General features: G+C 72.3%; 18 protein-coding genes. 14 read left to right on the top strand and 4 right to left on the bottom strand.

Annotated elements, in window-relative coordinates:
- Positions 1–32 precede the first annotated feature (32 nt).
- Positions 33–1,325 carry a DUF1015 family protein gene (locus OHU35_RS09360; RefSeq protein WP_405505143.1) on the bottom strand — a complete coding sequence of 431 codons (1,293 nt, stop codon included), beginning with the start codon at positions 1,323–1,325 and terminating at the stop codon, positions 33–35.
- Between the two features lie 72 nt (positions 1,326–1,397).
- Here OHU35_RS09360 and OHU35_RS09355 point away from each other — a divergent pair, with 72 nt between their 5' ends.
- The 4 genes from OHU35_RS09355 to OHU35_RS09340 all read left to right on the top strand — a co-directional run bounded on the left by OHU35_RS09355 (position 1,398) and on the right by OHU35_RS09340 (position 5,481).
- On the top strand, positions 1,398–2,429 hold the full coding sequence (locus tag OHU35_RS09355) for an HAD hydrolase-like protein (RefSeq protein WP_189731093.1): 1,032 nt from the start codon (positions 1,398–1,400) through the stop codon (positions 2,427–2,429).
- A 114-nt stretch (positions 2,430–2,543) separates the two neighbouring features.
- A complete protein-coding gene (locus tag OHU35_RS09350) occupies positions 2,544–3,587 on the top strand; it encodes an iron ABC transporter permease (protein WP_189731095.1) in 1,044 nt (347 codons plus the stop codon).
- Complete coding sequence (locus tag OHU35_RS09345) at positions 3,584–4,624, top strand: iron chelate uptake ABC transporter family permease subunit (protein ID WP_189731097.1); 1,041 nt, start codon at positions 3,584–3,586, stop codon at positions 4,622–4,624. The genes OHU35_RS09350 and OHU35_RS09345 overlap by 4 nt, the downstream gene beginning before the upstream one ends.
- On the top strand, positions 4,621–5,481 hold the full coding sequence (locus OHU35_RS09340) for an ABC transporter ATP-binding protein (protein WP_189731099.1): 861 nt from the start codon (positions 4,621–4,623) through the stop codon (positions 5,479–5,481). The genes OHU35_RS09345 and OHU35_RS09340 overlap by 4 nt, the downstream gene beginning before the upstream one ends.
- Here OHU35_RS09340 and OHU35_RS09335 read toward each other — a convergent pair.
- Positions 5,465–5,812 carry a sterol-binding protein gene (locus OHU35_RS09335; protein ID WP_189731101.1) on the bottom strand — a complete coding sequence of 116 codons (348 nt, stop codon included), beginning with the start codon at positions 5,810–5,812 and terminating at the stop codon, positions 5,465–5,467. The two genes, OHU35_RS09340 and OHU35_RS09335, sit on opposite strands and share 17 nt — an antisense overlap.
- Before the next feature lie 42 nt (positions 5,813–5,854).
- Here OHU35_RS09335 and OHU35_RS09330 point away from each other — a divergent pair, with 42 nt between their 5' ends.
- The 5 genes from OHU35_RS09330 to OHU35_RS09310 all read left to right on the top strand — a co-directional run bounded on the left by OHU35_RS09330 (position 5,855) and on the right by OHU35_RS09310 (position 11,153).
- Positions 5,855–6,133 (top strand): hypothetical protein, encoded by a 279-nt coding sequence (locus OHU35_RS09330; protein WP_189731103.1) that lies wholly within the window; start codon positions 5,855–5,857, stop codon positions 6,131–6,133.
- Between the two features lie 7 nt (positions 6,134–6,140).
- Positions 6,141–6,956 (top strand): TlyA family RNA methyltransferase, encoded by an 816-nt coding sequence (locus tag OHU35_RS09325; RefSeq protein WP_189731105.1) that lies wholly within the window; start codon positions 6,141–6,143, stop codon positions 6,954–6,956.
- Positions 6,953–7,858 carry an NAD kinase gene (locus OHU35_RS09320; protein ID WP_189731107.1) on the top strand — a complete coding sequence of 302 codons (906 nt, stop codon included), beginning with the start codon at positions 6,953–6,955 and terminating at the stop codon, positions 7,856–7,858. Before OHU35_RS09325 ends, OHU35_RS09320 begins: the two co-directional genes overlap by 4 nt.
- A gap of 171 nt (positions 7,859–8,029) precedes the next feature.
- Positions 8,030–9,748 carry a DNA repair protein RecN gene (recN, locus tag OHU35_RS09315; protein WP_359897217.1) on the top strand — a complete coding sequence of 573 codons (1,719 nt, stop codon included), beginning with the start codon at positions 8,030–8,032 and terminating at the stop codon, positions 9,746–9,748.
- Positions 9,749–10,007: 259 nt separating this feature from the next.
- Complete coding sequence (locus tag OHU35_RS09310; RefSeq protein ID WP_405505142.1) at positions 10,008–11,153, top strand: glycosyltransferase family 4 protein; 1,146 nt, start codon at positions 10,008–10,010, stop codon at positions 11,151–11,153.
- A gap of 8 nt (positions 11,154–11,161) precedes the next feature.
- On the opposite strand, the gene OHU35_RS09305 is transcribed toward OHU35_RS09310, so the two are convergent.
- On the bottom strand, positions 11,162–12,802 hold the full coding sequence (locus OHU35_RS09305) for a PucR family transcriptional regulator (protein ID WP_405505141.1): 1,641 nt from the start codon (positions 12,800–12,802) through the stop codon (positions 11,162–11,164).
- Between the two features lie 104 nt (positions 12,803–12,906).
- Here OHU35_RS09305 and OHU35_RS09300 point away from each other — a divergent pair, with 104 nt between their 5' ends.
- Positions 12,907–13,863 (top strand): LLM class F420-dependent oxidoreductase, encoded by a 957-nt coding sequence (locus OHU35_RS09300; protein ID WP_359897170.1) that lies wholly within the window; start codon positions 12,907–12,909, stop codon positions 13,861–13,863.
- Between the two features lie 54 nt (positions 13,864–13,917).
- On the opposite strand, the gene OHU35_RS09295 is transcribed toward OHU35_RS09300, so the two are convergent.
- Positions 13,918–15,720, bottom strand: coding sequence for a glycoside hydrolase family 15 protein (locus tag OHU35_RS09295; RefSeq protein ID WP_189731178.1), 1,803 nt, complete (start codon positions 15,718–15,720; stop codon positions 13,918–13,920).
- Positions 15,721–16,240: 520 nt separating this feature from the next.
- On the opposite strand from OHU35_RS09295, the gene OHU35_RS09290 reads away from it, so the two are divergent.
- The 4 genes from OHU35_RS09290 to ald all read left to right on the top strand — a co-directional run bounded on the left by OHU35_RS09290 (position 16,241) and on the right by ald (position 22,174).
- Entirely contained in the window at positions 16,241–17,899 is a 1,659-nt protein-coding gene (locus OHU35_RS09290) for a CTP synthase (protein WP_189731180.1), read from the top strand.
- 96 nt (positions 17,900–17,995) lie between these two features.
- Positions 17,996–18,622 (top strand): NUDIX domain-containing protein, encoded by a 627-nt coding sequence (locus tag OHU35_RS09285; protein WP_405505140.1) that lies wholly within the window; start codon positions 17,996–17,998, stop codon positions 18,620–18,622.
- A gap of 251 nt (positions 18,623–18,873) precedes the next feature.
- Entirely contained in the window at positions 18,874–20,913 is a 2,040-nt protein-coding gene (locus OHU35_RS09280; protein WP_189731117.1) for a tetratricopeptide repeat protein, read from the top strand.
- Positions 20,914–21,049: 136 nt separating this feature from the next.
- Positions 21,050–22,174 (top strand): alanine dehydrogenase, encoded by a 1,125-nt coding sequence (gene ald / locus OHU35_RS09275; protein WP_189731119.1) that lies wholly within the window; start codon positions 21,050–21,052, stop codon positions 22,172–22,174.
- The last annotated feature ends 145 nt before the right edge of the window (positions 22,175–22,319 follow it).

The following is a 22,319-nucleotide window of genomic DNA, read 5'->3' as shown; positions in this document are numbered from 1 at the left end:
GATCCCGGTGGGGATCCGCCCCCTTCTTGTGTTCAGAGGTCCAGCGTGCGCAGGACCAGGCCCGATGCCGGCTTCGGGCCGAACGACGTCGACTTGCGCGGCATCGTCACGCCCTGGCGGGCCAGGTCGCGGACGACCTCCTCGCGGACCGGGTGCATCAGGACCGCCGTACCGCCGTCGCGTTCCGCCTTGGCGACCGTGGCGGCCGTGTCGTGGATGTAGGCGATGTGGGCGGGGGAGTCCTCGGGAATGTGCCAGACGTGTTCGAGGAGCGTGGCGTGCAGGACCGTCGCGTCGAGGGTGCGCCAGGCCGCGGGGCGGTCGGCGGGGATCGTACGGGCCAGGAGATCCGGGTCCGGGTGGTCGACGAGATGGAAGGAACCGGCGCCGGCCAGCAGGAACGCGTTGCCTTCGCAGGCCGCGTCCGCCAGCGCCTCCAGAGCCTCGGGCAGGGGGGCCACCAGGCGGCGTACCCGGAACAGACCGTGCAGGGCCGCCACGGCCCGGTCGACCGGCAGGTCGTGGAGGAGACGGTGGATGGCGCGGACCCGGAGGGGGTAGCGGGCCGTGTCGACCAGGAGGACAAGGCCGTGGTCCCACGGGCTGGGGGAGGGGTGTTCCGTGCGGAGCCGGCGATAGGTCGCCCAGCGGTGGTGGCCGTCGGCGATGAGGGCCTGGTGACGGGCCAGGTCGGTCTGGATCGCGGTCAGGTCGGCGGGGGCGGTCACGGACCACAGGCGGTGGCTGAAACCGTCCTCCGTGGTGGTGGAGAGGAGGGGAGGCCGGTCGGCGGTGCGCTCGATCAGGTCCGCCGTGGCGGTCGTCGGGCCGTCGCCGCGGTAGGTCAGCAGGAGGGGCTCGAGGTTCGCGGAGGTGGCCCGCATCAGGGCCGCGCGGTCGGCGACGATGTGCGGCATGACGTCCTCGTGCGGCAGCACCACCTGCTCGGCGGGGTCCGACACGCGCAGGGCGCCGATGATGCCGCGTTGCAGCATGCCGTCGCCGTCCCGCTGCTCGTAGATGTACAGGCCGGGTTCCGGATCGGTGGCCAGGACGCCCTCGGAGAGCCAGCGGTGCAGGGTCTCGGCGGCCTGTTCGTTGCGGGCGCTGGGCGTGGCGGCCTGGGGCAGGATCAGACGCACGATGTTGTGCGGGTCGGAGGACTCGAGGTGGTGCAGGCCGTCGGGGCGCACCACGACGTCGTACGGCGGAGATGTCACGGCGGCAAGGCTGCCGACCCGGTCGGGGTCGTAACGAAGGCCTCGGAACGGGGTGAGTTCCAGGCCTCGGTGCTCCGTTGCCTCCGAGTGACCTGCTGTGTTCATCCCGGCATCGTACGGGTGTCAGTGGCATGGGGGATGATCGGGGGAAAGCCGTCGAACGAGGAGCGATGCGGGATGAGCCGGAGCGTCAGGACGAGGCCCGAGGGCAGTGGGCAGGCCCTGAGCGAGGCGTACGACACGGCGCTGCTCGATCTGGACGGGGTCGTGTACGCGGGTGGGAGCGCGATCGCGTACGCCGTCGAGTCGCTGGCCGAGGCGCGGGCGGGCGGGATGCGGCTCGCGTACGTCACGAACAACGCGCTGCGCACTCCGGACACCGTGGCCGCGCATCTGACCGAGCTGGGGATACCGACGGGCGCGGACGACGTCATCACCTCGGCGCAGGCGGTCGCGCGGCTGATCAGTGAGCAGGTGCCGCAGGGCGCCCGGGTGCTGGTGATCGGCGGTGAGGGGCTGCGGGTGGCGCTGCGCGAGCGCGGGCTCGTGCCCGTCGAGTCGGCGGACGACGATCCGGCGGCGGTGGTGCAGGGGTTCGGTGGGCCCGAGCTGCCGTGGGGCCGGTTCGCGGAGGCCAGTTACGCGGTCGCGCGTGGCGTGCCGTGGTTCGCGTCCAACACCGACCTGACGATTCCGAGCGGGCGCGGGATCGCGCCGGGCAACGGCGCGGCGGTGGAGGTCGTCCGGATCGCCACGGGTGCCGAGCCGCAGGTCGCGGGGAAGCCGCTGCCGCCGATGCACCGGGAGACCATCCTGCGGACCGGGGCGAAGCGGCCGCTCGTGGTGGGGGACCGGCTGGACACGGACATCGAGGGCGCGTTCAACGGGGACGTCGACTCGCTGCTCGTCCTGACCGGGGTCACCGACGGAGCGCAGCTGCTGGCCGCGCCGCCGCAGCACCGGCCGACGTATGTGGACGCCGATCTGCGGGGGATGCTCAGCGGCCAGCCGGACATCGACGCGGCGGGCGACGGCGGGTTCCGGTGCGGAGGCTGGACGGCGACGGCTGGTGCGGAGGTGCTGGAGCTCGAGGGGGACGGCGAGGCGCTGGACGGGCTGCGCGCGTTGTGTGCGGCGGCGTGGACGGCAGCCGGTGAGGGTGTGTGCGAGCTGGACGGGGGGAAGGCGCTGGCAAAGCTGGGCCTCTGAGCACCGGTTGGGACCCGCGGTGCGCGGGCACGCTGCGGCTGTGCGTGCGTCCGGGGCACCGCTGGCGGGATCCGGAATCGTGATCGAATGGCAGGGTAGGCTAACCTAACTTGCGTGTTGGTCGAGAGTCCCCCCGAACAGCGCGCGGAGACCGCCCCCGCGCCCCCGACTCGACGGGTGGTACGAGCCTTTGGGCTGGTCCTGGCCGTCGCGATCCTGGTGCTCGTCGCGCTGGCGAGTATCGCGATCGGAGCGAAAGAGCTGTCCCTCGGACAGGTCTGGCACGGTCTGTTCGAGGACTCCGGGACGTACGGCGATGTCGTCGTAGCTGAGCGGATGTCACGGACCGTGCTGGGGCTGCTCGCAGGTGCCGCCCTCGGTCTGGCCGGCGCGGTCCTGCAGGCGCTCACGCGCAACCCGCTCGCCGATCCCGGACTGCTCGGCATCAATGCCGGTGCGTCCGCCGCGGTCGTCACGGCCATCACGTTCCTCGGGGTCACCTCGCTCAGTGGGTACGTCTGGTTCGCGTTCTTCGGCGCGGCCGCGGTCGGGGCGCTGGTCTGGTTCCTCGGCGGCAGCCGGGGCGCGACGCCGGTGCGGCTCGCGCTCGCCGGTACGGCGATCAGCGCCGCGCTCTACGGCTACCTCCAGGCCGTGATGATCATGGACGACGCGGCGCTCGGCAAGATGCGTTTCTGGACGGTGGGTTCGCTGTCCTCGGCGACCGACTCGACCATCGATCAGGTCCTGCCGTTCCTGCTGGCCGGTACGGTCCTGGCGCTGGCCCTGGCCCGGCCGCTCAACGCCATGGCCATGGGCGACGACACCGCCAAGGCGCTCGGCGCCAACCTGAACCGGACCCGGGCGCTGTCCATGCTGGCCGCGACCGTGCTGTGCGGGGCCGCGACCGCCGCCTGCGGGCCGATCGTGTTCGTCGGGCTGATGGTGCCGCACGTCGTGCGTTCCTTCACCGGGCCCGACCTGCGCTGGATCCTGCCGTACGCGGCGATCCTGTCGCCCGTGCTGCTGCTCGGGGCCGATGTCGTCGGCCGGATCGTGGCCCGGCCGGCGGAACTCCAGGTGGGCATCGTGACCGCGATCCTCGGCGGACCGGTGTTCATCTACCTCGTACGACGGCGGAGGACGGCGCAGCTGTGAAGACCATCAACCGTGCTGTGAGGTCCCCGGGCGGGCTCTCGATACGCCTGGACGTGCGGGCCTTCGTCGTCGTGCTTCTGCTGCTGGCCGCGGCGCTCACGGCGAGTGTCGTGCTCATCGGCACCGGCGACTTCCCGATCCCGGCCGCCGATGTGCTGCGGACGCTGTTCGGCCAGGGCAACGAGGGCCAGGAGTTCATCGTCAACGAGCTGCGGCTGCCGCGGGTCCTGGTCGGACTGCTGGTCGGCGCCTCCCTCGGACTCGGCGGCGCGCTGTTCCAGTCCATCTCCCGCAATCCGCTGGGCAGTCCGGACGTGCTCGGTCTCGGACAGGGAGCGACGGCCGGCGCGCTCACGATGATCGTGCTGTTCTCCGGGGACGCGAACCAGGTCGCCCTGGGCGCGCTGGTGGGCGGCCTGGTGACCGGGCTCGCGATCTACGTGCTCGCCTGGAAGCGGGGCGTGCACGGCTACCGGCTGGTGCTGGTCGGCATCGGCGTCTCCGCGATCGTCACCGCGGTCAACGGCTATCTGCTCACCAAGTCCGACATCGTGGACGCGGCCCGAGCGGTCGTGTGGATGACCGGATCGCTCGACGGCCGTGACTGGGACCAGGTGTGGCCGCTGCTCGGGCTGTGCGCCGTGCTCGTGCCGCTCGCCCTCTGCAACGCGCGCGGGCTGCGGATGATGGAGATGGGCGACGACGTGTCGTACGCCCTCGGGGTCCGGGTGGAGCGGGTGCGTCTGCTGCTGATGGTGGCGGCCGTGCTGCTCACCGCGTCCGCGACCGCCGCGGCCGGTCCCGTCAGCTTCGTCGCGCTCACCGCGCCGCAGCTGGCCCGGCGCCTGACCCGTTCGCCCGGCCCGAACCTGCTGCCCTCCCTGTGCATGGGCGCGGCCCTGCTGGTTACCGCCGACTGGCTCTCGCAGCGGGCGTTCGGCGCCGAGCAGCTGCCCGTGGGCGTGGTCACCGGCGTGCTCGGCGGTGTCTACCTGCTGTGGCTGCTGGTCACCGAGCGCAGGGCGGGCCGGATATGAGCAAGAACCAAAGGAGCACTGTGAACCGTCTGTCCGCCGAGAACGTCACCCTCGCCTACGACCAGCGGGTGATCGCCGAGCAGCTGTCGGTGGAGATACCCGACAACTCCTTCACCGTGATCGTCGGCCCCAACGCGTGCGGCAAGTCGACGCTCCTGCGGGCACTGTCGCGGATGCTCAAGCCCAGCGAGGGCCGGGTGCTGCTCGACGGCCAGGTCATCCAGTCGATGCCCGCGAAGAAGGTCGCGCGCACCCTCGGTCTGCTGCCCCAGTCGTCCATCGCGCCCGACGGCATCACCGTCGGCGACCTGGTGGGCCGGGGCCGCTACCCGCACCAGGGCATTCTGCGCCAGTGGTCGACCGACGACGAGCGCGTCGTCCAGGAGTCCATGCGGCAGACGGGCGTCGCCGAGCTCGCCGAGCGCTACGTCGACGAACTCTCGGGCGGTCAGCGCCAGCGTGTGTGGATCGCCATGGCGCTCGCCCAGCAGACCCCGCTGCTGCTGCTCGACGAGCCGACGACGTACCTGGACATCCAGCACCAGATCGACGTACTGGACCTGTGCGCGGAGCTGCACGAGGAGCAGGGGCGCACGCTCGTCGCCGTGCTGCACGACCTGAACCACGCCGCCCGCTACGCCACGCACCTCATCGCCCTGCGCGAGGGGAGCGTCATCGCCGAGGGAGCGCCGAAGGACATCGTCACGGCCGAGCTGGTCGAGGAGGTCTTCGGGCTGCGCTGCCAGGTCATCGACGACCCGGAGACGGGGACGCCGCTGGTGGTGCCGGCGGCGCGGCGGGCACGCGCCGGGGCGGTGGCCGGGGCCGAGAAGGTGGCCGCTACAGAAGCTTCCTGAGCTGGAGCAGGTCCCGCACGCCCGCGTGCAGCTTCACCCGGCCCGAGCCCCAGGCCTTGGCGAAGCTCAGCTCGCCGTCGACCAGGGCCACCAGGTCGTCGCCGGCCATGACGAGTCTGATCTCCGCCTTGGCGGGCGGCGGTCCCTGCACGGTCTCGTGCACCTCGATCCGCCCGCCGCGCATCCGGCCGACGAAGGTGACGTCCAGGTCCGTGATGTGGCAGCTCACCGAACGGTCCAGGGCCGCGGCGTCGCGGACGTCCCCTTCGGCGCGCTGCATGTTGTCCGAGAGCTTGTCGAGTGCGCTGCGGCACTCCTCGATCGTGGCCATCGCCGACGACGGTACCGCAGCGGTTCGCGGTAGCGTCGGGGCATGGACGACGCAGTTCCCGAAGCGACGCCGGTGCGGGAAGAAACCGAGCCCGAGTACGACCCCGCCGCCCCCGGGCCCTTGAACGTGCCCCGCACCCCCACGGGCGTGGCCGACGTGGACGCGTCCCTGGACCGGCTCGGCGACGCGGACCACCTCGCCACGGACGGACACATCGAGGTGTACGAGGATGTACACCGGGGGCTGCGCGACGCGCTCACCGCGCTCGACGCCCGCCCGGGACCTCCGGTGCCCCCGTCGCCGCACGGACCGAGGAGCTGAACCGAACGTGGCAGGAGTCGCACGCCGCCGTCTCGACGCGGAGCTGGTCCGCCGGAAGCTCGCGCGCTCGCGCGAGCATGCCGGCCAGCTGATCGCCGCCGGGCGCGTCTCCGTCGGCAAGACCGTCGCGACCAAGTCCGCCACACAGGTGGAGACGGCGGCCGCGATCGTGGTGGCCCAGGACGACGGCGATCCCGACTACGTGTCCCGGGGCGGCCACAAGCTCGCCGGCGCGCTGGAGGCGTTCGTGCCGCAGGGGCTGGCCGTCGAGGGGCGCAGAGCGCTCGACGCGGGCGCCTCCACCGGCGGTTTCACCGATGTTCTGCTGAGGTCGGGCGCCGCCCATGTCGTCGCGGTGGACGTCGGATACGGACAACTCGCATGGGCCCTCCAAAACGATGAACGCGTCACCGTCAAGGACCGTACGAACGTACGCGAGTTGACGCTTGAAGTGATCGATGGGGAGCCTGTGGATCTTGTCGTGGGGGATCTGTCCTTCATCCCGCTCGGGCTGGTCCTGCCCGCACTGGTGCGGTGCGTGAAACCGGACGCCGATCTGGTGATGATGGTCAAGCCGCAGTTCGAGGTGGGCAAGGAGCGCCTCGGCAGCGGGGGAGTCGTCCGCAGCGTCCAGCTGCGGGCCGAAGCGGTGCGGGGGGTGGCCGAGAAGGCCTGGGGACTGGGGCTCGGGGTGAAGGGCGTGACGGCGAGTCCGCTGCCCGGGCCGTCGGGGAATGTCGAATACTTTCTGTGGCTGCGGGCCGGTGCACCGGAACTGGACCCGGCCGATGTCGACCGTGCAGTGGCGGAGGGGCCGCGTTGACCGAGAACCGAGCTCGTACTGTTTTCCTGCTCGCCCACACGGGGCGGCCCGCGGCCGTGCGCAGTGCCGAGCTCGTCGTGAAGGGGCTGCTGCGCTCCGGCCTCGGCGTGCGCGTCCTGGCGGCCGAGGCACGTGACCTGCCGCTGCCGGACGAGGTGGAGCTGGTCAAGGAGGCCACTCCGCAGTGCCTCGACGGGTGTGAGCTGCTCATAGTGCTGGGCGGTGACGGCACGCTGCTGCGCGGCGCCGAGTTCGCGCGGGCGTCGGGCGTGCCGATGCTCGGCGTCAACCTCGGACGGGTCGGGTTCCTCGCGGAGGCCGAGCGGGACGACCTCGACAAGGTCGTCGACCGGGTGGTGACCAAGGCGTACGAGGTCGAGGAGCGGATGACCGTCGACGTCGTGGTGCACCGCAACGGTGACATCGTGCACACGGACTGGGCGCTGAACGAGGCGGCCGTGCAGAAGGTGTCCGCCGAGCGGATGCTGGAGATCGTCCTCGAGATCGACGGGCGGCCCGTCACGGGGTTCGGCTGTGACGGGATCGTGTGCGCGACGCCCACCGGGTCGACCGCCTACGCGTTCTCGGCCGGTGGGCCGGTGGTGTGGCCGGAGGTCGAGGCGCTGCTGATGGTGCCGATCAGCGCGCACGCGCTGTTCGCGAAGCCGTTGGTGACATCGCCGGATTCTGTGTTGGCTGTGGAGGTTCTGCCACACATTCCGCCGGGGGTGCTGTGGTGTGACGGGCGGCGGACCGTGGAGTTGCCCGCGGGGGCGCGGGTCGAGGTGCGGCGGGGAGCTGTGCCGGTTCGGCTGGCTCGGCTGCATCACGCGTCCTTCACGGACCGGCTGGTGGCCAAGTTCGCGCTGCCTGTTTCGGGGTGGCGGGGGGCTCCTCACTAGCCGCTGGTGGGGGGTGGTTTCGCTTCGTCGGCGGGTGCGGGGCGTCTGTGGCTTGCCGCGCAGTTCCCCGCGCCCCCAAAAGTGGGGCGCTGCCACTCGCGTGGGTGACAGGAGTGGGCCAGTCGCAATCCCTGGCCCGGACCTCGTAAGGTCGTGTCCGTGTTGGAGGAGATGCGGATACGGTCGCTCGGCGTGATCGACGACGCCGTGGTCGAGCTGTCGCCCGGGTTCACCGCTGTCACGGGTGAGACGGGTGCGGGCAAGACCATGGTGGTCACCAGCCTGGGATTGCTGCTGGGCGGGCGCGCCGACCCGGCGCTCGTGCGGATCGGGGCCGGGAAGGCGGTCGTGGAGGGGCGGATCACCGTCCCGGACCATGCCACGGCCGCCGTACGCGCGGAGGAGGCCGGGGCCGAGCTCGACGACGGTGCCCTGCTGATCAGCCGTACCGTTTCCGCCGAGGGGCGCTCGCGGGCGCACCTGGGCGGGCGCAGCGTGCCCGTGGGGGTGCTCGCCGAGCTCGCCGACGAGCTGGTGGCCGTGCACGGGCAGACCGATCAGCAGGGGCTGCTCAAGCTGTCCCGGCAGCGGCAGGCGCTCGACCGGTACGCGGGCGACTCCGTCGCCGTGCCGCTGGCCAAGTACGGCGAGGCGTACAAGCGGCTGCGGGCCGCCTCCGTCGAGCTCGACGAGATCACCACGCGCGCACGGGAACGGGCCCAGGAGGCCGACATGCTGCGCTACGGGCTCGACGAGGTCGCCGCCGTCGAGCCCCGGGCCGGTGAGGACGTGGAACTGGCCGAGGAGGCCGAGCGGCTGGGGCACGCCGAGGCGCTGGCGGCCGCCGCGGCGGCCGCACACGCGGCGCTCGCGGGCAATCCGGAGGACCCCGAGGGCGTCGACGCCGGGACGCTCGTCGCGGGCGGCCAGCGGGCCCTGGACGCCGTACGGTCCCACGATCCGGCGCTGGCCGCGCTCGCCGACCGCATCGGGGAGATCGGGATCCTGCTGCGCGACGCGGCGGGGGACCTGGCCGGGTACGCCGACGATCTGGACGCCGATCCGCTGCGGCTGTCGGCCGTCGAGGAGCGGCGGGCCGCGCTCACCGGGCTGACCCGGAAGTACGGCGAGGACATCGCCACCGTGCTGGCCTGGGCCGAGACGAGTGCCGCCCGGCTGACCGAACTCGACGGCGACGACGAGCGGATCGGGGAGCTGACCGCCGAGCGGGACGCGCTGCGGTCCGAACTGGGTGGTCTCGCACAGGCGTTGACGGACGCGCGGACGGAGGCCGCCGAGCGGTTCGCCGCCGCCGTGACCGCCGAGCTGGCCTCGCTCGCCATGCCGCACGCGCGCGTGTCCTTCGACATCCGGCAGACCGAGGACCCGGAGGGCGTCGAGGTCGGCGGCCGTGCGGTCGCGTACGGGCCCGCGGGAGCCGACGAGGTCGAGCTGCTGCTGGCCCCGCACCCGGGCGCGCCGCCGCGGCCGATCGCCAAGGGGGCGTCCGGTGGTGAGCTCTCGCGCGTGATGCTGGCCGTGGAGGTCGTGTTCGCGGGGACGGATCCCGTGCCGACGTATCTCTTCGACGAGGTCGACGCCGGTGTCGGCGGCAAGGCGGCGGTCGAGATCGGCCGGCGGCTCGCACGTCTGGCGAAGACCGCGCAGGTCGTGGTCGTGACCCATCTCCCGCAGGTGGCGGCCTTCGCCGACCGGCAGTTGCTGGTCGAGAAGACCAACGACGGATCGGTCACCCGTTCCGGTGTGAAGGTGCTGGAGGGGGAGGACCGGGTCCGGGAACTGTCCCGCATGCTCGCCGGCCAGGAGGACTCCGAGACGGCCCGGGCGCATGCGGAGGAGCTGCTGGCGACGGCTCGGGCGGACAGGTAGCGGGAGGGCGCACTGGCGTTCGGTCGCATGGTCGGGAGGACCTGCCCCATCTTCACTCGTGTGGGTGACTCGGCCCGGCGCATTCCTCCCGATGCCGCGCCCCGCTGTCGCGCCGCCGGGGTTCCGGCGTTCCCGGAACCCTCATATGTGCTGGCATCCTTGGCGGAGTACGCGTAGGAAACCGCGCGGTGCGTTCCCCGCGCTCGTTCGTTCTGTACGTTCGTCGTGACCGCCCGACCCGAACCAGGAGCCCGGCCACGTGACCCCCGTGAGCAGCCACTCACCGCCTGGCCAGTCGCCGCTGCGCACCGTGCAGGTGCTGGGTGGAGGCAATGCCGCCAGCAGTGCGCATGTGCGTTCACTGGCCGCGGGGCTCGTCGCGAGGGGCGTGAAAGTCACGGTGTGCGCCCCCTGTGAGGCGGATCGCGCCTATGACTTCAGCGGTGTCGGGGCCGACCACGTGCACGTGCCGCGCAGCAGTGACCCGGTGTCGGTGGCGGCCCTGCGGGCGGCCTGTGCCAACGCCGATCTGGTGCACGCGCACGGGCTGCACGCCTCGTTCCGTGCCGTGCTCGCGCTCAGCGGGCGGCGCGTGGGTACTCCGCTGGTCGTGACGTGGCACGACCGGGCGCACGCCGACGGGGCGCGTGCCCATCTGCTGCGGGTGCTGGAGCGGCGGGTCGTGAAGGCGGCCAGCGTCGTGCTGGGGACGACGTCGGCGCTCGTGGACCGGGCCCGGTGGACGGGTGCCCGGGACGCACGGCTCGCGGCCGTCGCGCTGCCCGGCCCCCGCAGGCCCGTGGAGCCCGACGACCCCGACGGGCTGCGCCCCAAGGTGCGTGCCGAACTGGGCGCCATCGGGCGGCCGTTGCTGATGGCCGTCGGCTCCCTGGAGCGGCATCGTGGGTACGACGTGCTGCTGGACGCCGCGCGCGCGTGGCGCCGGCTCGACCCCGTCCCCCTGGTCGTGATCGCCGGTGAAGGGCCGCTGCGCGGCGAGCTCCAGGAGCGGATCGAGGGCGAGGGGCTGCCCGTCCGGCTCATCGGGCGGCGCGACGACATCACCGACCTGCTCGCCGCAGCCGACCTCGCCCTGCTGCCGAGCCGGTGGGAGGAGTCACGCTCCGTCCTCGCCCAGGAGGCCCTGCACGCGCGCGTGCCGCTCGTCGCGACCGATGTCGGCGGCATTCCCGAACTCGTCGGCGACGCGGCCGAAGTCGTCCCGCACGGGAACGCGGAGGCGCTCGCCGGCTCCGTCGTACGCCTGCTCGGCGACCCGGAGCGCCGGGAACTGCTGAGGGAGAAGGGCGCCCGGCAGGCCGCCACCTGGCCGAGCGAGGACGAGACGGTGGCCCAGGTGCTCAGTGTGTACGACGAGTTGACCCAGCTCCGGCCCCTGACCTGAGGATCTATTCAGACGTGCCTGCGGGCCCGCAGCGCCAGGCTCAGGGCCAGTACCGTCTGCGGGTCGTCGAGGTCCGTGCCCAGCAACTCCCCGATGCGTGCCAGGCGGTTGTACAGGGTCTGCCGGTTGAGGTGGAGCTCCCGGGCCGTCTCCGCCTTGCGTCCCGCGTGGGCGAGGTACGTCGCCAGGGTGGGCAGCAGCGGCGGCCGGGAGCGGCGGTCGTGCTCCAGGAGCGGGCCGAGGGCCCGGTCGACGAAGGCGGCCAGGTCGGGATGGTCGCGCAGCCGCCACAGCAGCAGGTCGATGTCCAGACGGCGGGCGTCGTACCAGGGCCGGTCCGGCAGGCCCTGGGCCGCGGTCGCCGTCTCCGCCGCGTGCCGCAGGCCCGACGCCGCCGCCGTCCAGCCGCCGGCCATCCCCACGACCACCACCGGCGGCTGCCCGCCCGGCCGCAGCATCCCGGCCCGCTCCACCCCGGCGCGCAGCGCCGCCGCGACCCGGTCCGCGACCGTCGGCCGCTCCGGCTCCGCACGCAGCCCGAGCAGCACCGGCACCCGGCCCTCCACCGGCCGCACCCCGAGCAGCACCGGTACGCCCACCGACGCCAGCTCCTCGGCGACCGCCCGGGCCAGCACGGCCCAGCCTCCCCCCGGGGACAGAGCGTCCCCGAGCCGCATGACCACCGGCAGCAGCGGGCCCTCGCCCGGTCTGAAGCCCAGCACGCGCGCCTGCGCCGGGGCGTCCTCCGCCGTGACCCGGCCCTCGGCGAGGTCCGTGAGGAAGTCGCCGCGCCCGCGCGCCGCCAGTTCCTCCTCCTGCCGTGCCTGCATCAGCACCACGGCCAGGATGCCCGCGGCCCGCTCGGCCGCCATGCGGTGCACGGGTGCCAGGGAGGTCCGCACGGGCAGCAGGACGAGACGCGCGCGGACGCCACCGCTGCCGGGCCCGCCGCCCGGTACGTCCACCAGGACCGAGCCCGGGAGCGGCGGCTCGTCCTTGTGCTGGCCGCGCAGCCCCTCCCACACCTGGAGCGGATCCGTGCCCTCGGGACCGGCCCCGGCGGCATAGAGCAACTGCCCGTCCGCCGTCTCCAGGAAGACGGGATTGCCGCCGAAGTCCGCCAGAATGCCGAGCACTTGGGGCACCCCGCCGCCGCCCAGCAGGGCCTCGGTACACCGCCGGTGCACCTCCTCGGCCCGCTGGAGCAGCGCGTAGTGGCCGTTGACGATCTCGGTGTGGACCTCCTCCGTGACCGTGACGAACGGCACCTCGCGGTGCAGCTGGACCAGCGGCAGCCCGGCCGACCGGGCCGTGTCGACGAGGGCGGCGGGCAGCCGTGTGAAGCGCGGGCCGAGCTCCACGACCAGGGCCGCGATACCGCGCTCGGCCAGCGTGCGCACGAACGCCCGCTGTTCGGCCGGGCGGGTGCCGAGGCCGTAGCCCGTCGTCAGCAGCAGTTCTCCGCCCTTGAGCAGCGAGGCGATGTGCGGCACCTCACCGGCGTGCACCCAGCGCACGGACCGCCCGAGCCGGTCGGCGCCCGCCAGCACCTCGGGCAGCCCGCTGCGCAGTCCCGGCAGCTCCAGCGCCCGCTGCACGGTGATCCCGGCGCCCTGCGTGTCGTGACCGCTGTCCGTCCCGCTGTCCATGTGCCGGACGCTACCCGCGCGGGTGCCTCCCGGACATCTCCGGCGGGGCACGGAGTCGATCACGCCCCGGATTACGGCGTGATCGACCGGGTACGGGCGCGGTCATGGACATGAGCGTGGTCGCCGTGGGGCGGGAGGACGACAGTCCGGTCGAGGAGCCGTTGCGGGTCGCGGTGCTCGCCGACCGGCTCGGGTACCGGGAGGTGTGGGCGGGCGAGGGACCGACGTGGGACTCGTTCGTCCTGGCGACGGCGATCGGCGCGGCCACCGAGCAGGCCGTGCTGACGGCCGGGCCCGTGCCGGTGTCGGTGCGCGACCCGCTCACCATCGTCCGGGGCGCCGCCTCCACCGCGGCCGTCACCGGCCGGCCCGTCGGTGTGGCCCTCGGCACGTCCAGCAAGCGGGTCGTCGAGGGCGTGCACGGCCGGCCGCGGTCCCGGCCCGCCGCCGCCCTCGAGGAGTCCGCGGCGGCCGTACGCGCGCTGTGGGACAGCGTGCCGGGCGATCCGATCGTGCCCGGCAGCGGCTTCCCGCGCCGGCTGCCGCCGCCCGGGGGCGAGGTCACCGTCGCGGCGTTCGGCGAGCGCGCGATCGCGGCCGCCGTCGGGCACGCCGACCGGATGCTGCTCGACATCGTCTCGCCGGAGCAGGTCCGCGTCCTGCGGGCGCGCATGCTCGCCGCCGCCGAGCGGGCGGGCCGTACGCCGCCCCGGCTGGCCGCCTGGCTGCCCGCCGCCGTGGACCCGGAGCCGGAGACGCTCACGCAGGTCCTGCGCAGCGTCGTCGGCTATCTCGCCGTGCCGGGCTACAGCGACATGTTCGTCGAGGCGGGACTCGCCGAGGTCGTGGAACTGGCCGCCAAGGGCGCCGACCGGGACACCCTGCTGCGGGCCCTGCCGCCCGCGGCCGCGGGCACGGTCGCCCTCGTCGGCGACGCCGGCACCGTCCGCGCCCGTATCGACGCCTACGCCGAGGCCGGCCTCGACGAGATCGCCCTGGTCCCGGCCACAGCGGGCGACCCGGCGGGGGAGCGCACGCTCACGGCCCTCAGGCCGGCATGACGCGGCGCGCCGCCCGTCACACGAGGCGGCGCGCCCATCCGCTGTCCGGTCCGGTCAGCCGCCGTACGCGCCCGAAGCCGTCAGACGCAAAGCCGTGTCGATCAGCGGCACGTGGCTGAACGCCTGCGGGAAGTTGCCCACCTGGCGCTGGAGGTGCGGGTCCCACTCCTCGGCCAGCAGACCGAGGTCGTTGCGCAGGGACAGGAGCTTCTCGAACAGCTTGCGGGCCTCGTCCACGCGGCCGATCATCGCCAGGTCGTCGGCCATCCAGAACGAGCAGGCGAGGAACGCGCCCTCGTCGCCGGGCAGACCGTCGACGCCCGCGTTGTCGCCCTCCGTCGGGTAGCGCAGGATGAAGCCGTCCGGCGTGGACAGCTCCCGCTGGATCGCCTCGATCGTGCCGATGACGCGCTTGTCGTCCGGCGGCAGGAAGCCCATCTGCGGGATCAGCAGCAGCGAGGCGTCCAGCTCCTTCGAGCCGTACGACTGCGTGAAGGTGTTGCGCTCCTTGTCGTAACCCTTCTCGCACACGTCCCGGTGGATGTCGTCGCGCAGTTCCTTCCACCGCTCCAGCGGGCCGTCGGCGTCACCGGACTCGATGAGCTTGATCGTGCGGTCGACCGCGACCCAGGCCATCACCTTGGAGTGCACGAAGTGGCGGCGCGGGCCGCGCACCTCCCAGATGCCCTCGTCCGGCTCCTGCCAGTGGTCCTCCAGGTAGCGGATCAGCTTCAGCTGGAGCAGCGAGGCGTAGTCGTTGCGCGCGAGACCCGTCATATGGGCCAGGTGCAGGGCCTCGGTGACCTCGCCGTACACGTCCAGCTGGAGTTGGTGGGCCGCGCCGTTGCCGACCCGGACCGGGGCGGAGTTCTCGTAGCCCGGCAGCCAGTCCAGCTCCGCCTCGCCCAGCTCGCGCTCGCCCGCGATGCCGTACATGATCTGCAGGTTCTCCGGGTCGCCCGCCACGGCCCGCAGCAGCCACTCGCGCCAGGCGCGGGCCTCCTCGCGGTAGCCGGTGCGCAGCAGCGAGGACAGGGTGATCGCCGCGTCGCGCAGCCACGTGTAGCGGTAGTCCCAGTTGCGGACGCCGCCGATGTCCTCCGGCAGGGAGGTGGTGGGCGCGGCGACGATGCCGCCGGTCGGGGCGTACGTCAGGGCCTTCAGCGTGATCAGCGAGCGGATCACGGCCTCGCGGTAGGGGCCGTGGTACGTACAGTGGTCGACCCACTCGCGCCAGAAGTCCTCCGTCGCCTCCAGCGACTGCTCCGGCTCGGGCAGCGGCGGCGGCTCCTTGTGCGAGGGCTGCCAGGAGATCGTGAACGCGATCCGGTCACCCGGGGCGACCGTGAAGTCCGCGTACGTCGTCAGAGACTTGCCGTAGGTCTCGGCGGATGTGTCGAACCACACGGAGTCGGGGCCCGCCACGGCCACCGTGCGCCCGTCGTGCTTGTGCACCCACGGCACCACCCGGCCGTACGAGAACCGCATCCTGAGCGCCGAGCGCATCGGCACACGGCCCGAGACGCCCTCCACGATCCGGATCAGCTGCGGGGCGCCGTCACGCGGCGGCATGAAATCGGTCACCCGGACCGTGCCCCGCTGGGTGTCCCACTCGGACTCCAGGACCAGCGAGTCACCGCGGTAGCTGCGCCGGGCGGCGGTGGGTGGCTGCTGGTCGGAGGCGTACGCGGGGCCGAGCCGCCAGAAGCCGTGCTCCTCGGTGCCCAGCAGGCCGGCGAAGATGGCGTGCGAGTCGAAGCGGGGCAGGCACAGCCAGTCGACCGTCCCGTCCCGGCAGACCAGGGCAGCGGTCTGCATGTCTCCGATGAGTGCGTAGTCTTCGATGCGCCCGGCCACGTGCAACTCCAGTCGAACGGCCACGTCACCCCACGAGGGGGCTGTCGCTAGTGCGGTCAAGGGGGGTTTCAGCAAGTCTTGCAATGCGTCGTTGAGCGATGAAGCAAAACAGGTCACTCAGCCGTGACGCAAAGGCCAATTGTTGCTCAACGAACTGACGAGCTCACGTTGTTCCGGCGCTCACGGGCGGGGGGTGGTGCCGTTGGGCCGGACGGGCTCGGCAGCGAGTGTCCGAGCAGGATACGACGCACGCAGATGATCTGTGTGCCGCTCCGGGCAAGCCAGGTACGCCGAACGAGTGAGCAAGGGGTGAGAGACCGGTAACGGCGATCGCCTCCGTGTCGGCGTGTATGCGGAGCGTGGCCGGAAGCCATCGCCCCAAGGCGCTGATACGCTGGTAGCCCGTGGACCGGTGGGCCAGCAAACCCCCGAACCGCAGCGACGGCAACCCCCGGAGAAGCCTCCGGCCGGCAGCCGCACCGCAACCCCAGACCGCGACCACGGGAGCCCCCTCTTGGCCATGCCGCCCGCTGCTTTTCGAAACTCGACGACCAAGCACATCTTCGTCACCGGGGGTGTCGCCTCCTCGCTCGGCAAGGGCCTGACGGCCTCCAGCCTCGGCATGCTGCTCAAGGCCCGCGGTCTGCGCGTCGTGATGCAGAAGCTCGACCCGTACCTGAACGTGGACCCGGGCACGATGAACCCCTTCCAGCACGGTGAGGTGTTCGTCACGAACGACGGCGCCGAGACCGACCTGGACATCGGCCACTACGAGCGCTTCCTCGACCGTGACCTGGACGGCTCCGCCAACGTCACCACCGGTCAGGTGTACAACACCGTGATCGCCAAGGAGCGGCGCGGCGAGTACCTGGGTGACACCGTGCAGGTCATCCCGCACATCACCAACGAGATCAAGCACCGCATCCGCCGCATGGCGACGGACGAGGTCGACGTCGTGATCACCGAGGTCGGCGGCACGGTCGGCGACATCGAGTCGCTGCCGTTCCTGGAGACCGTCCGCCAGGTCCGTCACGAGGTCGGCCGTGACAACGTCTTCGTCGTCCATATCTCGCTCCTGCCCTACATCGGCCCCTCGGGTGAGTTGAAGACGAAGCCCACCCAGCACTCGGTTGCGGCCCTGCGCAACATCGGTATCCAGCCGGACGCGATCGTGCTGCGCTGCGACCGCGAGGTGCCCACCGCGATCAAGCGGAAGATCTCGCTGATGTGCGACGTCGACGAGGCCGCCGTCGTCGCCTGCCCCGACGCCCGCTCGATCTACGACATCCCGAAGACCGTGCACGGCGAGGGCCTGGACGCCTACGTCGTCCGCAAGCTGGACCTGCCGTTCCGGGACGTCGACTGGACCACCTGGGACGACCTGCTCGACCGCGTCCACAACCCCGACCACGAGATCACCCTCGCGCTGGTCGGCAAGTACATCGACCTGCCCGACGCCTACCTGTCGGTCACCGAGGCGCTGCGGGCCGGCGGCTTCGCCAACCGGGCCCGCGTGAAGATCAAGTGGGTCACCTCCGACGACTGCAAGACTCCGGCGGGCGCGGCCCAGCAGCTCGGCGACGTCGACGGCGTGTGCATCCCCGGCGGCTTCGGCGACCGCGGTGTGCTCGGCAAGGTCGGGGCGATCAAGTACGCCCGCGAGAACAAGATCCCGCTGCTCGGCCTCTGTCTCGGCCTGCAGTGCATCGTGATCGAGGCCGCGCGCAACCTGGTCGACATCCAGGACGCCAACTCCACCGAGTTCGACCCGGCCACCGGCCACCCCGTCATCTCCACCATGGCCGAGCAGCTCGACATCGTCGCCGGTGAGGGTGACATGGGCGGCACGATGCGGCTGGGCATGTACCCGGCCAAGCTGGCCGAGGGCTCGATCGTGCGCGAGGTGTACGACGACAAGGAGTACGTCGAGGAGCGGCACCGTCACCGGTACGAGGTGAACAACGCCTACCGGGCCGAGCTGGAGAAGAAGGCGGGTATCCAGTTCTCCGGCACCTCCCCGGACGGCAAGCTCGTCGAGTACGTCGAGTACCCGCGCGACGTCCATCCGTACCTGGTCGCCACCCAGGCACACCCGGAGCTGCGCTCGCGCCCGACGCGTCCGCATCCGCTGTTCGCCGGGCTCGTCAAGGCCTCGGTCGAGCGGAAGACTTCGAAGTAACACACCAGTTGTACGGTGGCCGGGGTGCATCCCTTCAAAGGGTGTGCACCCCGGTTTCTTTTCAGCAGGTCGGGTCGGGTACGTGGAAGGACAGGCATGACGATCAAGGACACCCCGGAGGAGTGGGAGGTCCGGGCGACGGACACCCCCTTCGTCGGCAACAAGACCTCCGTCCGCACCGACGACGTGGTCATGCCCGACGGCACCGTGGTCGGCCGTGACTACCAGGTCCACCCCGGCTCCGTGGCCGTCCTCGCCCTCGACGAGGCCGACCGCGTCCTGGTCCTGCGCCAGTACCGCCACCCCGTGCGCCACAAGCTGTGGGAGATCCCGGCCGGTCTGCTCGACGTCCCCGGCGAGAACCCGCTGCACGCCGCGCAGCGCGAGCTGTACGAGGAGGCGCACGTCAAGGCCGAGGACTGGCGGGTGCTGACCGACGTCTACACCACCCCCGGCGGCTGCGACGAGGCCGTACGGATCTTCCTCGCCCGTGATCTGTCCGAGGCCGAGGGCGAGCGCTTCGCGGTCGAGGAGGAAGAGGCCGACATGGAACTCGACCGGGTCCCGGTCGGGGATCTCGTCCGGGGCGTACTGGCCGGCGAACTTCACAACAACTGCCTCGTGGTGGGCGTCCTGTCCCTGGTCGCCGCCCGCGCGGGCAGCGGCTTGGACGCACTGCGCCCGGCCCAGGCGCCGTGGCCGGCGCGGCCGTTCGAGGCGTGAGCGGGAAGGGGCCGGATGGGGGCGTGAAAGGGCCGGATGGGGGGCGTGAAGGGGCCTGAATTCGCCCTGCCCCCTGCGCCCCGCCCCTCCAAGCCCCTCCAAGGTGTGAAGATCGGCTGATCCGATCGGGGGATGTGGCTGCCGTGCCCGCCGCGCTCCACCCGGAACGTTGCAGAGCGTGAACTAGGCTCTGAGGCACGCCCGAACCGGATTCCCGGCGGGCTTGCGTGCGTGGGACGGGAGTGTGGCCCGTGACGGATCAGGTCGTGGAGAAAGGCGACGTGCGGCTGACCGGACACGCTGCCGGCGAGAGTCAGTTCCTGGGCCGCACACGGGAGTTGAAGGAACTGCGCGCCGACATCGAGCGCGCCGGCCTGGACACCCTCGCCGGCCGCAAACCCCCACGAGCGCGTGTGCTGCTCATCGCCGGCCGGCCCGGCTCGGGACGCACCGCACTCGCCGAGGAACTCGCACAGCAGGTCGCGCACCGTTACCCGGACGGGGTGCTGCGCGCCCGCCTGACCGACCCGGACGGCACCCCCGTACCCGTCGAGCGCGCGGCCCGCGACCTGCTCGCCGCCCTGGACCGGGAGGCCCCGGCCGGGGCCTGCGGCGACGACCTCACCGACTCTCTGCGCGGCGCCCTGGCCGACCGCCGCGCCCTGCTCCTGCTGGACGACGCGGCCGACGCCGAGCAGGTCGACGCCCTGCTGCCCGACACCCCGGAGTGCCTGGTCGTCGCGGTCTCCGAGGGCCCGCTGACCGGCATCGCGGACGTCCGCCCCTGCACACTGGGAGGCCTGGACGCCAAGTCCGGAGTGGAGCTGCTGTCCCGGCACACCGGCTCGGTCCGCATCACCGTCGACCCCCGGGCCGCCGAGGGACTCGCCGAGGAGTGCCAGGGGCAGCCCGCCGCGCTGATGCTGGCGGGCGGCTGGCTCGCCGCCCGCCCCAAGGCGGCCGTCCTGGACCTCGCCAAGCAACTGCGGACCGAGCCCGCCGAGGGGACCGCCCTGAGCCGGGTCTTCCGACTCGCCTACGACGCCCTGCCCGCCACCGCCGCGAGGATGCTGCGCCTGCTCGCCCTGGCCCCGGCCGGACTGGTCGACCCGCAGACCGCCTCCGCGCTCGTCGGCTGCTCGGTCGACAGCGCCCGCACCACCCTGGACGACTTCGTCGCCCTCGGCTTCCTGCACGCGGTGGACTCGCCGCTGCCCCAGTACGAGGTCCCCGGCTGTCTGCACCCGCTGCTCCGCGTCCTCGCCGGGCACCACGAGCGTCCGGCCGAGCTCCAGGTGGCCCGTGCCCGCATGCTGGAGCGGACCGTACGGCTGCTCCAGGTCTGCCGTGCCATCACCGAGACCGACAGCCCCCAGGCACGCCAGAAACTCCTCGACATGCCGCGTGCCCTGCGCTTTCCCACTCCCAGGGCGGCCGCCGACTGGCTGCGCCTGACCCGGCCCGCCCTGCTGGCCTCGGCTCGGCTCGCGGTCGGCGACGGGGAGCTGGACACCCTGGCCCGGCGGCTGATGTCCCAGCTGGTGCGGGCGATGGTGGCGCACGTCGGCACCCAGGCGGCCGCGCCCGATCTCTACGAGATCCACAGCCTGGTCCTGGACGTGGCCGAGCGCCGCGAGCTGCCCCGGGAGCGGGCCGCCGCCCTGCTCAACCTCGGCGATCTCGACGCCCGGACCGGCCGCACGGCCGCCGCGCTGACGCGCTACCGGGCCGCGCTGGACGCCGGACGCGAGGTCGACGACCCGTACGCGGCCGGACGCGCGATGGAATCCGTAGGCGGCGCGCACCTGGAGCTCGGCGACTTCGACCGGGCCGCCGACTGGTTCGGCCGGGCCCTGGTCGAGCGGCTCGCCCGGGACGAGCGCGCCGACGCGGCCCGGCTGTACGGGCGGATCGCCGCCGCCCACACCTTCGCGGGCCGCTACGGCGAGGCCCTGCGGAACTGGCGCGCGGCGATCTCCGGGCACCGCAAGCTCGGTGACGTGGCCGCCCAGGCGCGGGCCCTGAGCGAACTGGCGCGGGTCCAGGAGTACGCCGGCCGGCCCGACGAGTCGCTGCGCACGTGCCGGGAGGCCGTGGAATGGGCCCGGCGGGCCGAGGACACGCGGTTGCAGGCCGCGCTGCACCTGCGGGTCGCCGACACCCTCGAACGCCTCGGCGACCCCGCGTCGGCCGGGCTGCACCGGGGCGCCGCCGAGCGGCTCCTCGGGGAGGTAAACCAGGAAGATGACGCGGACGCCTGCGAAATCCGTACCGCATCCGCTGAAGATTGATGCAATGAAAGGCTAGACAGCGGGAACACCTTCATTAGACTGGCTCTGCCGCACGTTCTCCTGCGGTATCTCCCGGTGTGCCTGTGCGCGGCCGGGTATGCCTAGTAATGCCCCCATACCCTCTGAGCCAAGGACCGTGATCGACGTGAAGGTCGGCATCCCCCGCGAGGTCAAGAACAACGAGTTCCGGGTGGCCATCACCCCCGCCGGCGTGCACGAGCTGGTGCGTCATGGCCACCAGGTCGTCATCGAGCGCGGCGCCGGTGTCGGCTCCTCGATCGTGGACGAGGAGTACGTCCTCGCCGGTGCCCGGATCCTGGACACCGCCGATGAGGTCTGGGCCGCCGCCGACCTGCTGCTGAAGGTCAAGGAGCCCATCGCCGAGGAGTACCACCGCCTCCGCAAGGACCAGACGCTCTTCACCTACCTGCACCTGGCCGCCTCCAAGGAGTGCACGGACGCCCTCCTGGAGTCCGGCACCACGGCGATCGCGTACGAGACGGTCGAGCTGCCCAGCCGCGCGCTCCCGCTGCTCGCCCCGATGTCCGAGGTCGCGGGCCGGCTGGCCCCGCAGGTCGGCGCCTACCACCTGATGCGCGCCAACGGCGGCCGTGGCGTGCTGCCCGGCGGTGTCCCCGGCGTCCTGGCCGGCCGGGCCGTCGTCATCGGCGGCGGTGTCTCCGGCTGGCAGGCGGCGCAGATCGCCATCGGCCTGGGCTTCCACGTGACCCTGCTCGACAAGGACGTCAACAAGCTCCGCGAGGCGGACAAGATCTTCGGTACGAAGATCCAGACCGTCGTCTCGAACACCTTCGAGCTGGAGAAGGCCTGCCTGGAGGCCGACCTCGTCATCGGCGCGGTGCTGATCCCCGGCGCCAAGGCCCCGAAGCTGGTCACCAACGAGCTCGTCTCGCGGATGAAGCCCGGAAGTGTCCTTGTCGACATCGCGATCGACCAGGGCGGCTGCTTCGAGGACTCCCGCCCGACCACCCACGCGGAGCCGACCTTCCCGGTCCACCAGTCGGTCTTCTACTGCGTCGCCAACATGCCCGGCGCGGTGCCCAACACCTCCACCTACGCGCTGACCAACGCCACGCTGCCGTACATCGTGGAGCTGGCGAACCACGGCTGGGCGCAGGCGCTGCGCCGCGACCCGGCGCTGGCCCGGGGTCTCAACACGCATGACGGCAAGGTCGTTTACCGCGAGGTCGCCGAGGCGCACGGCGTGGAGCACGTGGAGCTTGCCTCGCTGCTCGTCTGAGTCCGACGGCCGGTAAATCGGCTAAGTCATCAACCGGTAAAGGCGATACGTCAACACAGGTCGTCAACGCCGCGCACCCGGCCGGACCTTGCCCGACAAGGTCCGGCCGGATGTGTGTATGGTCACTTCGCGCTTCTCGAGCAAC

The sequence above is a fragment of the Streptomyces purpurascens genome (assembly GCF_045040895.1).
In the GTDB taxonomy this organism is placed as follows: domain Bacteria; phylum Actinomycetota; class Actinomycetes; order Streptomycetales; family Streptomycetaceae; genus Streptomyces; species Streptomyces purpurascens.
The sequence above is the reverse complement of the archived record's forward strand: the minus strand, read 5'-3'. Positions and strand labels throughout refer to the sequence as shown.

What these genes read in the sequence shown, in the direction of transcription:
- OHU35_RS09360 (WP_405505143.1), bottom strand. Translation starts at nt 1,325, where the DNA reads ATGAACACAGCAGGTCACTCGGAGGCAACGGAGCACCGAGGCCTGGAA.
- OHU35_RS09355 (WP_189731093.1), top strand. Translation starts at nt 1,398, where the DNA reads ATGAGCCGGAGCGTCAGGACGAGGCCCGAGGGCAGTGGGCAGGCCCTG.
- OHU35_RS09340 (WP_189731099.1), top strand. Translation starts at nt 4,621, where the DNA reads ATGAGCAAGAACCAAAGGAGCACTGTGAACCGTCTGTCCGCCGAGAAC.
- OHU35_RS09335 (WP_189731101.1), bottom strand. Translation starts at nt 5,812, where the DNA reads ATGGCCACGATCGAGGAGTGCCGCAGCGCACTCGACAAGCTCTCGGAC.
- OHU35_RS09330 (WP_189731103.1), top strand. Translation starts at nt 5,855, where the DNA reads ATGGACGACGCAGTTCCCGAAGCGACGCCGGTGCGGGAAGAAACCGAG.
- recN (WP_359897217.1), top strand. Translation starts at nt 8,030, where the DNA reads ATGCGGATACGGTCGCTCGGCGTGATCGACGACGCCGTGGTCGAGCTG.
- OHU35_RS09305 (WP_405505141.1), bottom strand. Translation starts at nt 12,802, where the DNA reads ATGGACAGCGGGACGGACAGCGGTCACGACACGCAGGGCGCCGGGATC.
- OHU35_RS09300 (WP_359897170.1), top strand. Translation starts at nt 12,907, where the DNA reads ATGGACATGAGCGTGGTCGCCGTGGGGCGGGAGGACGACAGTCCGGTC.
- OHU35_RS09290 (WP_189731180.1), top strand. Translation starts at nt 16,241, where the DNA reads ATGCCGCCCGCTGCTTTTCGAAACTCGACGACCAAGCACATCTTCGTC.
- OHU35_RS09285 (WP_405505140.1), top strand. Translation starts at nt 17,996, where the DNA reads ATGACGATCAAGGACACCCCGGAGGAGTGGGAGGTCCGGGCGACGGAC.